The sequence below is a fragment of the Turicibacter sp. H121 genome (assembly GCF_001543345.1).
In the GTDB taxonomy this organism is placed as follows: domain Bacteria; phylum Bacillota_I; class Bacilli_A; order MOL361; family Turicibacteraceae; genus Turicibacter; species Turicibacter bilis.
Genome location: NZ_CP013476.1, coordinates 189,937 through 204,470, shown reverse-complemented (window position 1 = coordinate 204,470; position 14,534 = coordinate 189,937). Strand labels below are relative to the sequence as shown.

The window sequence follows — 14,534 nt, the reverse complement described above, 5'->3', positions numbered from 1 at the left end:
GGTATTTTTTTTGAAAACTACTTAATCATTAATAACGTTCAGAATGATAATTTAAAATTAAGTGAATAAAGCTTTTAGAAACCTGTTACAATAGATAGGGAGTATTTAAGACTGAATTCGTTTAAATAAGTGATTGAGGTATTCAATGACTTGCAATATTTGTGTTTTTTTGTTATTATCAAGAAGATGCAACTATAAGCAAACTCTAAATTTTTATAAAAAACATTAGGAGGAATCATAATGGCAATTACAGCGGCTATGGTTAAAGAATTACGTGAAAAAACTAGTGCAGGTATGATGGACTGTAAAAAAGCATTAGTAGAAACAAATGGAGATATGTCTGCTGCAATCGATTGGTTACGTGAGCGTGGAATCGCTAAAGCGGCTAAAAAATCTGATCGTGTAGCAGCTGAAGGATTATGTTCAGTAGCAATCGAAGGAAACACTGCAGTTATCTTCGAATTAAACTCAGAAACTGATTTCGTTGCTAAAAACGAACAATTCTTAACTTTATTAGATAAATTAGGAAAAATCTTAGTAACTAACAAACCTGCAACAGTAGAAGAAGCTTTAGCAATCGAAGTTGAAGGAACTACTGTAGATGGAATGTTAATCGAAGCAACTTCAACAATCGGAGAAAAAATTACTTTACGTCGTTTAACTGTTGTTGAGAAAGCTGACAACGAATTCTTCGGATCTTACTTACACATGGGTGGACGTATTGCTGCGTTAACTGTTGTTGAAGGTAAAGAAGAAGTAGCTAAAGATGCTGCAATGCACGCTGCTGCAATCAACCCTCAATACTTAACTGTAGAACAAGTTCCTGCAGAAGTTGTAGCTAAAGAACGTGAAATCTTAACTCAAGAAGCATTAAACGAAGGAAAACCAGCTAACATCGTTGAAAAAATGGTTGAAGGACGTATCCGCAAATTCTTAGCAGATGTATGTATGTTAGAACAACCATTCGTTAAAGATGGTGATGTAACAGTTGCTAAATTTGCTGCAAACAACGGATCAACTATCAAATCATTCATCCGCTTAGAAGTTGGAGAAGGAATTGAGAAAGTTGTTGCAAACTTCGCTGAAGAAGTAATGAGCCAAGTTCGCGCATAATTACGATTCATATTTAAGGGACACAGCACTGTGTCCCTTGCTTTGGATATAAAAGGATGAGAAAGTGGGTGCCGTAATGTCTGCATATAAACGTGTTGTTTTAAAGCTTAGTGGTGAAGCTTTAGCTGGAGGAAAAGGGTTTGGTATCGATGCCGAAACTGTACAACAAATTGCTTTACAAATTAAAAGTGCTTACGAAACTGGTGTAGAAATTGCCATTATTGTAGGTGGAGGAAATATCTGGCGTGGTAAAACGGCTAGTGAAATGGGGATGGAACGCTCAAGTGCTGACTATATGGGGATGTTAGCGACAGTTATGAATGCCTTAGCTTTACAAAATGCTTTAGAAGCTTGTGGAATTCAAACGCGTACACAAACATCAATTCATATGAATCAAATTGCTGAGCCATATATCCGACGTCGTGCTATTCGCCATTTAGAAAAGGGACGTATCGTGATTTTTGGTGGAGGAACAGGGAACCCTTATTTCTCAACAGATACAACGGCTGCTCTTCGTGCGGCTGAAATTAATGCCGATGCTATTTTAATGGCTAAAAACGGTGTTGATGGAGTTTATAACGATGATCCTCGTTATAATCCAAAAGCAACTAAATACGATGAATTAACGTATTTAGAAGTATTAAATCAAGGATTACAAGTTATGGATTCAACAGCGGCTTCTTTATGTATGGATAATGATATTGAATTATTAGTGTTTAATATGAATGAATCTGGGAATATTAAGAAAGCCGTTGCTGGTGAACAAATTGGAACAATTGTAAAGGGGAGATAATCATGCCTAAAAATGTATTAACAAATGCTGAAACTCGTATGAGCAAAGCAATCGACTCATTAAAACGTGAATTCGCAGTTTTACGTACAGGTCGTGCTAGCGCTGCTTTATTAGAAAACATCCAAGTGGATTACTACGGAATGCCAACTCCAATTAATCAAATGGCACAAGTGACAGTTCCTGAAGCTCGTCAATTAGTGATTAAGCCATATGATAAATCAACATTATCTTCTATCGAACGTGCCATCAACGAGGCTAACATCGGATTAACTCCAAACAACGATGGAGAAGTTATTCGTTTAAACGTACCTGCTTTAACAGAAGAGCGTCGTCGTGAATTAGCTAAAAAAGTTAAAGGATTTGCTGAAGATGCAAAAGTAGCAATCCGTAACGTACGTCGTGATGCAAACGATGATCTTAAAAAATTACAAAAAAATGGTGAGATCACAGAAGATGCATTAAAAGGTTACACAGAAGATGTACAAAAATTAACTGACAAGAAAATCAAAGAAGTAGACGCTGCAGCGGACGAAAAAGAAAAAGATATCATGTCAATCTAGTTTTATAGGACTACCTATTTGGTAGTCTTTTTTATTTTTAAAAAGTTAAATTAGGTATAGATGGTTAAAAACTAGAATAAATTGAATTGTAATTAAAGCGGGATAGGGAGGAATTGAGGTGGGAATTCAAGAGTATCATACCTTTTATGATTACATGAAACAGGCTAACTTAACTGCCAGCGAAGAGGATTATATTGAAATGATTTATCGATTAGCACAGCCTAATAAAATAGAAATCAGAGTAAATGAATTAGCAACTTCATTAAATATAAAATCATCTTCTGTGACCAAGATGATAAAAAAATTGAATGAAAAGAATTTAATCATATATGAACGTTATGGGAAAATTCGTTTAACAAATGAGGGATGGAAAGTCGCTCAGTATTTATATCAACGGCATCATCTAATCTATCAATTTTTACAAGAGATTGGTGTTCAACAAGATTTATTAGATGAGACAGAAAAAATGGAACATACAGTGGGGCAAGAAACCCTTCAGTGTTTGAATAAATTAATAGATTTCTTTATTCGTTTTCCTCAGATTCGAGAACAGTTTCATCAGTTTAAAAAAAGACAATGAATATTGTCTTTTTTTTCATTTTTTTAGAATTGTCACGTATGATGATAAGGAATAATGTAAAGGACACGAAGGAGTGTTAATATCATGTTTAGATTTAAAGATGTGGGTTATTTAACAGATGGAGAAATTGATTTAATCATTGAAAAAAAAGTTCCAGCTCATCTTGAAAAATTCGCCGCACCATCCTACCATTTTCAAATTAAACAGCATTTAATGCCTTATGAGATTGGAAAAATTGATATTCGAGTTGGATATAATGAAAATACATTTTATGGAGGAAATATAGGGTATGAAATATATCCCCCTTATCGTGGTCATCATTATGCAGCTAAAGCTTGTCAAATTATTAAACGAGTGGCCCAATTACATGGGATGAATTATCTGTATATTAGCTGTCTTCCAGATAATCTTCCATCAAATAAGACGTGTCAACGTTTAGGAGCTCGATGGTTAGGGAACTACGTCGTTCCTTTTCATCTTGAAATGTATATGATGGGCGTTCGAGAGATTAATGTTTATGAATGGAATCTCACTTTAGATTAAATAATTATTAGACTTAATGAGGATTCATGCATATATTTCGACAAAAAATGCAAAATAAAAATGTCATCGTTTTACATCATAAGGAGGCAGTTACATGGCAACAAAACAAACAAAACGATTAGCTCGTAACGCATTAATTCCAGATGCATCGAAAATGGAAACGGAGTTTGGTACGGAATTTGTTGGTGATGCCAAACGTGTGACGCATAAAGTAGAAACGCGCGTCAAAACGAATGCACAGCGCTACGGATATTTTAAACGAGAAGATTAATTTAATCTGGCAGGTAAAATGTGATGAGTGAGAAAGATGATAAGTTTGTAAAATTATCTTTTCATAAACACATGAAAAAACAAGAAGTCGAGTTGAGTCGCGAGATTCCTCCATTAACAAAAGAAGAGGTTCATCGAATTAAGATAAAAGCTCAAAAAAGATTAAATAGACACTAACCTGTATTTAGTATGAATGAATGTCATGATTTTATACGATGTAAAACGATGACTTGATATAGATAAAGCTACTAGGAAATTTTCTTAGTAGCTTTTTTCTATTGTAGAGGAGAGGAAGTATATTTTATTTGTATAAATCTTGAATGTCAGTGGAAAAAAGATGTTAAGTGTATTAAAATATACAAGATAGGTTAAATTTATGAAAGGCGGTTTCTTGAATGTTCTTTAGAAAGAGGAGAAAGATACAGGTAAATAAAGAGCAAGTTTTAAACGCTCCATTGCCTCAACATATTGCGATTATTTTAGATGGAAATGGAAGATGGGCTAAAAAACGTGGGCTTCCAAGAACAGCTGGACATCAAGAAGGAGCAATGAATGTTCGAGAAATAACAAAGCTATGTGCGAATATTGGAATTAAAGCTTTAACGGTGTATGCTTTTTCAACAGAAAACTGGAAACGCCCAGATGAAGAAGTGAAGTTTTTAATGAAGTTACCGATTAAATTTTTTAATGAATTTGCTCCAGAGTTAGTTGAAAATAATATTAGGTTAAAAGTAATTGGAAATGTAGAAGAATTACCAACAGACTTGCAACAAAAAGTATTAGAAATTAGTGAATTAACCAAGAATAATACGAAGATGACGTTAACTATTGCATTAAATTACGGTTCACAAGATGAAATTAAACAAGCGGTCCAAGCCATTGCAACAGAGGTTAAAAATGGTCAGTTAAATGTGGAAGACATTAATGAAGACGTGATTGATCAACACTTAATGACTTCAGATTTACCCCCACTTGATTTAATGATTCGAACAAGTGGAGAATTGCGTATTAGTAACTATTTATTATGGCAATTAGCTTATGCAGAGTTGTACTTTACTTCGATTGCTTGGCCAGACTTTAAAGAAGAGCAGTTATATGAAGCATTATTAGATTATCAAAAGCGTAATCGACGATTTGGTGCTTTAAATGAAGCAAACTAAAGGAGTGTTTAAATCATGAAGCAGCGTGTTATCACAGCTATTATTATGATTGCGGTAGGGTTACCGATTTTAATTTATGGAAAGTTACCGTTTATCATTTTAGGCTTGTTATTAGCCCTTGTAGCGACACAGGAAATGATTGATATGAAAGAGACAGTTGCTAAAACACCAATTGAAGTGAAGCTATTTACAATGTTAGCTACTTTGATGATTATGTTTAGTTCGTTTAACTTTAAAACTTTATCATTTACTGGGACGTTAACCTTTGGGTTAGGTACAATGGCATTATTTTTATTTATTTTATTATTAGCGGTTGTGGTTCGTAAGGACTTTTCAATTAAGGATGCGGGTTACTATCTACTAACTATTTTTTATGTCGGATCAACCTTTCACTCCATGATATTTATTCGATTTTTAGGGTTAAAATTATTCTTATTTATGATTATTGTCGTAGCAGTGACAGATTCCGGTGCTTATTTTGTTGGACGTAAGTTAGGGAAACGTAAATTAGCTCCACGTATTAGTCCAAATAAGACGGTAGAAGGATCAATCGGTGGAACATTATTAGGAATTATTATTGGAACTGTTTTCGGCGTGTTCACGGGATTATCAACTCAGATTTTAATGCTGATTATCATGAGTTTAGTCGTAGCAGCTGTAGCACAATTTGGTGATTTAGTGGCTTCTTCAATGAAGCGAGAATATGGAATTAAAGATTTTGGAAAGTTATTCCCAGGTCACGGTGGCGTTCTCGATCGTTTTGACAGTCACTTATATGCTTCATTGGCACTTTATATTTTAATTAATGTATTGAATGTGGTGATTTAGATGAAAAATATTTATTTATTAGGGGCAACAGGTTCAATCGGAACGCAAACACTAGATGTGATTCGACAGCATCCAGATAAGTTTCGATTAGTCGCTTTTTCAGCGGGACGTAATATCCAACTAACACAAGCAATTATTGAAGAGTTTCAGCCGTCATATGTATCAGTTATCAGTGAAGAAGATGCGAAAAAGTTATCTCACTTATATCCAGCCATTCATTTTGGATTTGGAAGTGAAGGATTAATCACGGTTGCAACTTATGACGAAGTACCAGGAGATGAACACTTTGTATTATCAGCGGTGATGGGATCAGTTGGATTATTACCAACACTAAAGGCGATTGAAATGCGTCGTACCATTGGAATTGCAAATAAGGAAACACTCGTGACAGCTGGACATTTAGTCATGGAAAAAGCAAAGCAATATGGGGTTAAGTTATTACCTGTTGATAGTGAGCATTCGGCAATTTATCAATGCTTACAAGGTGAAGATTCAAAAGCGGTAAAGAAATTGATTATCACAGCAAGTGGTGGATCATTCCGTGATTATACACGAGAGATGCTAAAAAATGTTACACGTGAGCAAGCGTTAAATCACCCCAATTGGTCGATGGGGGCTAAGATTACTATTGACTCAGCTTCAATGATGAATAAAGGACTAGAAGTCATTGAAGCACATTGGTTATTTGATATGCCCTACGATCGTATTGAAACGATTTTACATCGCCAAAGTATTATTCATTCGATGGTTGAGTTTGAAGATACGAGTATTATTGCCCATTTAGGAACACCGGATATGCGTATTCCGATTCAATTTGCAATGAGTTATCCAGAGCGTATTGATTTAAAGCAGGCGAAATCATTGAATTTAGCTGAAGTAGGAACATTAGAATTTAAACCAATGGATTTTGAGCGCTTCCCATGTTTAAAGATGGCTTATGATGCTGGACGTATGGGCGGAAGTTGCCCGACAGTATTAAATGCAGCTAATGAAGCAGCGGTAGATTTGTTTTTACGAAATAAGATCAGTTTCCTAGGAATCGAAGAGGTTGTTTATGAAGCATTATCGGCCCATCAAACGATTACTAACCCAACCTTAGATGAAATTTTAGAAATTGATTGTGACGTTCGAAAAAATATCATGACAAAGTATGAATAATGGAGGAAGGACAGATGATAGGAATTATAAGTTTTATTTTAGCACTAGGTATCATTATCTTAGTTCATGAATTAGGGCATTTTCTTGTAGCAAAACATTATGGAATTTTATGTCATGAGTTTTCAATTGGAATGGGGCCAACGGTCTGGAGTAAAAAGAAGGGGGAAACAACTTACTCTATTCGTGCTATTCCATTCGGTGGATTTGTTGCGATGGCAGGCGAAGAAGCTGAAAAAGAAATGGTTAAGGTTGATCAAGTAGTCGGTGTCAGTTTTTCACGACAAGGACTTGTTGATCGAATTTACTTAAAGCCAGAAGATCAAAAGCCAGAAGTCATTGGAACGATTAAATCGGTTGACTTATATAAACAATTAACGATATCCCTTGAAACAGAAGATGGAATACTTCGTGAGTTTAATGTTGAACATGAGGCGTATTATATCCTTGAAAAAGGAACTCAACAAATTGCTCCTTATGATCGTTGTTTAGAATCAAAATCAAAATGGGCACGTTTTGCGACTATGGTAGCTGGAGCAACGATGAACTTTGTTTTAGCCCTTGTCTTATTCTTTATTGTGGGTTTATCAGTAGGTATGCCAACCTATTCGAATACGCTTGGTCAAATTATTCAAGATTCTCCAGCTCAAGTTGCTGGATTAGAAGAAGGGGATACGATTGTTTCTTATAATAATCAAGTGGTGAGTAATTGGGAAGACTTAACAGCGGCTATTCAAAGTACGACAGAACCGACGACACTAACTTATATTCGTAATGGCCAAACAAACACGGTAGAAATTACACCACAAGTCAATGATCGTGAGGGAACGTTAGTTTCTTCAATAGGTGTGGGTCCTGAATATGAAAGATCATTATTAACTGGTTTCAAGTACTCCATTTTTAAAACAAAAGAAGCTTTTGTTTCAATTTTTGAGACCTTTAGAATGTTATTCGTAACAAAAGAGGCGGGAATTAATGATTTATCGGGACCAGTTGGCATTTATAAAATGACGTCAACAATTGCGACTTATGGATTAACATCATTACTAATCTGGGTTGGGTTCTTAAGTGTGAATATTGGAATTATGAATTTACTTCCATTCCCAGCTTTAGATGGCGGACGTATTTTATTCGTATTAATTGAAGCGATTATTGGACGTCCAGTTGATCGTCGAATTGAAGGTTATATTCATATGACGGGATTACTTTTATTCTTTGGATTATTTATTTATGTCACATTTAACGATATCATTCGTTTAATTAGTGCATAAAAAGATTGAAAAGGGATTAAAAAGATGCGATAATGAACAATTAGAGACGGTAAAATGTCGAGACTAATTGAATAATAGTCGTAGTAAGCTTTAGGAGGACCAAACATGAAACAATCTATGATGTTTATTCCAACGCTACGTGAAGTACCAAGTGATGCAGAAATTCGTTCTCATCAGTTCTTATTACGTGCTGGATTTATTAAACAAGTTGCAGCAGGAGTTTATACATACTTACCTCTTGCAAAACGCGTTTTAAATAACGTTGAAGGAATCGTTCGCGAAGAGTTAGATGCGATCGGTGGAAATGAATTATTAATGCCTGCGTTACAACCAAAAGAATTATGGGATGAATCAGGACGTTGGGATGTTTATGGATCAGAGTTAATGCGTTTAACAGATCGTAATAACCGTGAATTTGCTTTAGGGCCAACACATGAAGAAGTCATTACACACGTTGTTCGTGACTTCTTAAATTCATATAAAAAATTACCATTAACAGTTTACCAAATTCAAACAAAATTCCGTGATGAAGCACGCCCTCGTTTCGGATTAATGCGTGGACGCGAGTTCATCATGAAAGATGCTTATTCATTCCATGCGACACAAGAGTCTTTAGATGAAGCGTATAATAACTTTGTTCAAGCTTATACAAACATCTTTACTCGTTGTGGATTAAACTTCCGTATGGTAGAAGCTGATAGTGGACAAATTGGTGGATCTCAATCTGCGGAATTTATGGCATTAGCTGAAATTGGAGAAGATACAATCGTCTACTCAACAACTGGATCATTTGCTGCTAATATTGAGGTAGCTGATTTACCAGTTGGAGCACCATCTCCAGACGGTGTTGGTGTCGTTGACCACGCGAAAGGAATCGAAGTTGGACACGTGTTCAAATTAGGAACAAAATATTCTGAACCAATGAATGCTGTTTTCTTAGATGAAAACCAAAAGAAACAACCAATCATTATGGGATGCTATGGAATTGGTGTTAGCCGTGTAATGATGGCAGTAATTGAACAAAATAACGATGAAAATGGAATGATTTGGCCAAAATCAATCGCTCCATTTGATGTTCATGTCGTTCCAGTTGATGTGAAAAAAGCAGATCAATTAGAAGCAGCAGAAAAAATCTATGCTGATTTAAAAACAGCAGGATTTGATGTTCTATTAGACGACCGTAAAGAGCGCGCAGGAGTTAAATTCTCTGATGCTGACTTAATCGGATTACCAATCCGAGTAACAGTTGGACGTGGTATTGCTGACGGTTTAGTTGAAGTAAAAGTTCGTCAAACAGGTGAAGTTGCTGAAGTGGCAGTTGCTGACTTAATGACATTTGTTCAAGAAAAATATGAAACATTAGCATAATGTGAAAAGTTCTCTCTTTTTGAGAGAACTTTTTTTTATATCAATTAAAAAAATCCATAATAACTTAGAGTCATGGTTGGTTAAATTTTAATGATGAAATAATCGTCAAATAATGATAAAATGTATTAGTTATGACTAACTAGTCTTTTATATAGAAAAGGGGGAGCCCCGTATGCAAAAACAGATGCAAATTTTATTGGAACAAATTCAATATCCGGAGCATCAACTTTTTTTATTTGAAGAAAAAACGATTGAGAAAGTAGATGTTTTTCGTAAGCGTCAAGCATTACTTTTTCATTTAACGTTTGATACACCGCTTATTTCAGCAGCTTTTTATGAGTTTTATTCACGATTTGATCACACATTTGGTCGTATTCAAACAGTGAATCAAGCAACATTTACGATTCGTTATTTAAGTCGACCAAGTGACGAGCAAATTTTAGAATATTGGCCGCTGATGATTGAATATTTAAGCCGTCAAGATTTATTAATTCGCTGTCTTGAGAGCTTTAAAGCTTCTGTTGTAGGTGATGAGTTACAAATCGCTGTTAAGGATGAGCAATATTATAATGAAATTCAACAAAAGTATGCGACTAAGATTCAGCAAAGTTATGAACGCTTTGGGTTCCCAATTAAACAGGTTCGACCAATTTATTCAGAAGATGCTCTTTCAGATGCAGATATTTTAACAGAGCGAGAAACGTCATTACCACCAATTGTAGAAATTCCAAAGCCTATTGAACCAGAGGCGGAGCCACAAAAACCGGTTTATCGTGGTGAAGGTGGAGGTTATGGTGGAAGTCGCGGAGGATATTCGCGAAAAGAGCCAGAAGTGACAGAGACATCAATTGGAGGACCGATTAATGGAACTCCGATGAACTGTAAAGATATTGATGATGAAATGAGTCGCTGTATTTTAGAAGGATATATCTTTGATGCAGAAACACGCGATATCCGAAATGGTGAGATGATGTTAATTACGGCTAAATTTACAGATTATACGGATTCGATTTATATTAAAATGTTTGCTAAATCAGCAGAAATGAAAAAAATGGTTCCTAAAATTTTGAAAAAAGGTAATTGGGTTCGTGTGAGTGGACGTATTCAATTTGACTCATTCTCAAAAGAGTTAAGTATGATGGTAAATGCAGCAAACGTGATTGATGCTAAAACAGAACCTCGTAAAGATCTAGCACCAGAAGGTGAGAAGCGTGTGGAGCTTCATGTCCATACGAAAATGAGTGCAATGGATGGTGTAACCGATATTGCAGATTACATTAAGCAAGCGGCACAGTGGGGACATAAAGCGATTGCTTTAACGGATCATGGTGTCGTTCAGGCAATTCCTGATGCTTATCATGCTGCAAAGAAAAATGATATTAAAGTGATTTATGGCGTTGAAGGTTATCTAGTTGAAGATGAACCGAAAATTGCTTGGGATGAACAACCGTTAAATTTAAATGATGCTACCTATGTCGTTTATGACGTCGAAACCACTGGTTTTTCGACAAATTATGATGTGATTATTGAGATTGCAGCGGTAAAAATTAAAAATGGTGCGATTATTGATGAGTTTTCAGATTTTGCAAACCCTCATCGTAAACTTTCGTTAAAAACAATTGAGTTAACTCATATTTTACAAAGTGATGTTGATCATGCACCTGAACTTGAGGACGTGATGCGCCGCTTTAAAGCTTGGTCAGAAGACTGTATTTTAGTTGCTCATAATGCAGCCTTTGATATGGGGCATTTACATGCTACCTATAAACGCTTTAATTTAGGTCCATGTACAAATCCTGTCATTGATACACTGGCTGCAGCTCGTGTGATGTATCACCACCAATTTGGGGTGTATTGGAATTATGCGACAGATGCAACCATTGATGAAAAATTTAAGCGTAAGATGAAACGATTTAATTTAAAGGCGTTATCGAAATTCTTTAAGGTAGAATTAACTCAACATCACCGTGCCATTTACGATGCACGTGCCACAGGTCAAGCCTTTATCTTATTACTTAAAGATATGATGAAGCTAGGTATTAAGACGCATGATGAAATTAATAACCTAGTGGATAAAGATACATCGTTTAAGCTCGATTATTCTACGCATGTGACCATTTTAGCAAAAAATGAAGTTGGATTTAAAAACTTATTTAAAGTCGTTTCTCAATCGATGACAAACGACTTATATGGTCAGCCACGTATTCGTCGTAGCTACTTAGAAGCTCATCGTGAAGGGTTATTAATTGGAAGTAGTTGTGTCAATGGTGAGGTCTTTGAAACAGCAATCAATAAATCATACGAGGAGTTAAAAGAAAAAGCTAAGTTTTACGACTACTTAGAAGTTCAACCCCCAGAAGTTTATTCACATTTAATTGATTTAAATTCAAAAGAGATGGCAGGGTATATTATTCAAACGATTGAACGTATTATCAAAGTCGGTGAAGAGTTAAATATTCCAGTCTGCGCCACAGGAGATGTTCATCACTTAAATCGTGAAGATAAAATATATCGTCAGATTTATACACGAACACCATCAATCGGAGGTGGACGTCATCCATTAAATCATCCAGATATTAAATCGATTCCAAGTATGCATTTTAGAACAACGGATGAGATGTTTAATGATTTCCACTTCTTGAGTGAAGAAAAACAAAAAGAAATCATTGTAACAAATCCAAATATGATTGCCGATCAATGTGAGATGATTAAAGCGATTAAAGATGAGTTATTTACGCCTGCAGATGATTTCTTAAAAGATAAAGGGATTCCAAGTATCAAAGATCGTTTAAGTGAGATGTGTTATGAGCGTGCGTATGAATGGTATGGATCAGAATTACCACAGTATGTATTAGACCGCCTCATTAAAGAATTAAATAGTATCATTGGTAATGGATTCGCTGTTATTTACTATATTTCACACATGTTAGTTAAGAAATCACTCGACGATGGGTACTTAGTAGGTTCTCGTGGTTCAGTTGGATCGTCTTTCGTAGCCACATTAATGGATATTACTGAAGTTAACCCTTTATCACCGCATTATCGATGTCCGAATTGTCTATTCTCTGCCTTTAAGATGAATGAAGATGAAAAAGGGCGTTATGGGATTCGTAAAGAAGAAGAACCATTCCAGGATATTTTAGCCAATGCGGAATCTGGATTTGACTTACCAGATGCGAATTGTCCACATTGCGGAACGAAAATGCGTAAAGATGGACATGATATTCCGTTCGAGACCTTCCTTGGATTTAAAGGAGATAAAGTTCCCGATATCGATTTAAACTTCTCAGGTGAATACCAACCCGTCGCTCATTTATATTGCCGTGAAGTCTTCGGTGATGATTTTGCTTTCCGTGCCGGAACGATTGGTACGGTTGCTGAAAAGACAGCTTTTGGGTATGTTAAAGGATTTATTGAGGATACACATAAAGAGATGCGTACCGCTGAAATTGAACGTTTAGCCAAAGGATGTGAAGGGGTTCGTCGTACATCAGGACAGCACCCGGGTGGAATTATCGTTGTACCAAACTACATGGATATTTATGATGTCACACCCATTCAATATCCAGCAGATGATCCAACAGCAGAATGGCGTACCACACATTTCGACTTCCACTCAATTCATGATAACTTATTAAAACTTGATATTCTTGGGCACGATGATCCGACGGTCATTCGTTATTTACAAGATATTTCTGGTATTGATCCAAAAGATATTCCAACAGATGATCCCGAGGTTTACAAACTGTTTTATTCAACGGAATCATTAGGTGTGACGCCAGAGCAAATTCGTTCAACGACGGGATCATATGGAGTACCTGAGTTTGGAACCCCATTCGTTCGTAACATGCTTGAAGATACAAAACCAAAAACATTTGCTGAGTTAGTTAAAATTTCGGGTCTATCACATGGAACAGATGTTTGGCTAAATAATGCGGCTGATTTAGTAGCAGGTAAGTACGATAAATTTGGTAAGATTGAATTTAAGAATGTTATCGGATGTCGTGATGATATCATGGTTTACTTAATGTATGGTGGGTTAGAACCAGCCTTAGCCTTCAAAATTATGGAGTTTGTTCGTAAAGGAATGGCAAGTAAAGTGCCAGATGGATGGAAAGAATTTGAAGAAGAAATGCGTAAGCATAATATTCCAGAATGGTATATTTGGTCATGTGGTCAGATTAAGTACATGTTCCCAAAAGCCCATGCGACAGCTTACGTTTTAATGGCAATACGTATTGCTTGGTTTAAAGTTCATCATCCAATTTATTATTACTGTGCATACTTCTCAAAACGTGCAGATGTGTTTGAAATGGAAACCATGATTAAGGGGCCAGATGCGATTCGTAAACGTCTAGATGAAATTGAAGAAAAAGGATTTGAAGCGACACCAAAAGAGAAAAACTTAGTCACGATTTTAGAAATTGCGCTTGAAATGACAGAGCGTGGCTTCTATTTCCAAAACTTTAATATTGAGGAATCACAAGCGGTTGATTTCAAAATTTCAGAAGATAAAAAATCATTAATTCCACCATTTACCGCTTTAGACGGATTAGGGGAGAACGTAGCGCGTCAAATCGTAGCTGCTCGTGAAGAAGAACCCTTTAAAACGATTAAAGACGTTCAAACACGTGGAAAAGTTTCAAAAACATTAATCGAAAAATTACAATTAATGAATGTCTTTGGAGACATGGAATTAGGGAATGATAAGCCAGCTAAAGCATCGGTTCAACCACCAAGTAACCAAATGACATTATTCTAATCTTAAGAGGTCCACTTTTGGGGGACCTCTTTTTTAATAATCCTAAAATTAAATTGTTAATATATACAAAAAAATTCATAGATTCCCGTTAATCACTCATACTAAGGTTAGTTTAGATTGGAAAGGAGATT

At 35.7% G+C, this 14,534-nt stretch carries 13 protein-coding genes; all 13 read left to right on the top strand.

The genetic code is table 11. The features are described from left to right. Positions 1–240: 240 nt before the first annotated feature. The 13 genes from tsf to AT726_RS00845 all read left to right on the top strand — a co-directional run bounded on the left by tsf (position 241) and on the right by AT726_RS00845 (position 14,403). Positions 241–1,113: a translation elongation factor Ts gene (tsf, locus tag AT726_RS00895; RefSeq protein WP_055274951.1), complete on the top strand. Its 873-nt coding sequence runs from the start codon at positions 241–243 to the stop codon at positions 1,111–1,113. A 76-nt stretch (positions 1,114–1,189) separates the two neighbouring features. Continuing rightward, positions 1,190–1,906 carry a UMP kinase gene (pyrH, locus tag AT726_RS00890; protein ID WP_055241452.1) on the top strand — a complete coding sequence of 239 codons (717 nt, stop codon included), beginning with the start codon at positions 1,190–1,192 and terminating at the stop codon, positions 1,904–1,906. 2 nt (positions 1,907–1,908) lie between these two features. Beyond that, a complete protein-coding gene (frr, locus tag AT726_RS00885) occupies positions 1,909–2,466 on the top strand; it encodes a ribosome recycling factor (protein WP_055241450.1) in 558 nt (185 codons plus the stop codon). A gap of 118 nt (positions 2,467–2,584) precedes the next feature. Further along, positions 2,585–3,046 (top strand): metal-dependent transcriptional regulator, encoded by a 462-nt coding sequence (locus AT726_RS00880; protein WP_144436935.1) that lies wholly within the window; start codon positions 2,585–2,587, stop codon positions 3,044–3,046. Between the two features lie 84 nt (positions 3,047–3,130). Continuing rightward, positions 3,131–3,589, top strand: coding sequence for a GNAT family N-acetyltransferase (locus tag AT726_RS00875; RefSeq protein WP_055274953.1), 459 nt, complete (start codon positions 3,131–3,133; stop codon positions 3,587–3,589). 94 nt (positions 3,590–3,683) lie between these two features. Further along, positions 3,684–3,860: a hypothetical protein gene (locus AT726_RS12945; protein WP_172676247.1), complete on the top strand. Its 177-nt coding sequence runs from the start codon at positions 3,684–3,686 to the stop codon at positions 3,858–3,860. Positions 3,861–3,883: 23 nt separating this feature from the next. Continuing rightward, on the top strand, positions 3,884–4,036 hold the full coding sequence (locus AT726_RS12785; RefSeq protein WP_156343877.1) for a hypothetical protein: 153 nt from the start codon (positions 3,884–3,886) through the stop codon (positions 4,034–4,036). Positions 4,037–4,254: 218 nt separating this feature from the next. Then, a complete protein-coding gene (locus AT726_RS00870; protein ID WP_068758826.1) occupies positions 4,255–5,019 on the top strand; it encodes an isoprenyl transferase in 765 nt (254 codons plus the stop codon). Between the two features lie 15 nt (positions 5,020–5,034). After that, positions 5,035–5,847, top strand: coding sequence for a phosphatidate cytidylyltransferase (locus AT726_RS12940; protein WP_068758825.1), 813 nt, complete (start codon positions 5,035–5,037; stop codon positions 5,845–5,847). Then, positions 5,848–7,005: a 1-deoxy-D-xylulose-5-phosphate reductoisomerase gene (gene dxr, locus AT726_RS12935; RefSeq protein WP_068758824.1), complete on the top strand. Its 1,158-nt coding sequence runs from the start codon at positions 5,848–5,850 to the stop codon at positions 7,003–7,005. It begins immediately after the preceding gene. 14 nt (positions 7,006–7,019) lie between these two features. Beyond that, a complete protein-coding gene (gene rseP / locus AT726_RS00855) occupies positions 7,020–8,273 on the top strand; it encodes an RIP metalloprotease RseP (protein ID WP_068758823.1) in 1,254 nt (417 codons plus the stop codon). Positions 8,274–8,378: 105 nt separating this feature from the next. Further along, positions 8,379–9,641 (top strand): proline--tRNA ligase, encoded by a 1,263-nt coding sequence (gene proS, locus AT726_RS00850; protein ID WP_055241413.1) that lies wholly within the window; start codon positions 8,379–8,381, stop codon positions 9,639–9,641. A gap of 172 nt (positions 9,642–9,813) precedes the next feature. Then, positions 9,814–14,403 (top strand): PolC-type DNA polymerase III, encoded by a 4,590-nt coding sequence (locus tag AT726_RS00845; RefSeq protein WP_055304614.1) that lies wholly within the window; start codon positions 9,814–9,816, stop codon positions 14,401–14,403. Positions 14,404–14,534: the final 131 nt, after the last annotated feature.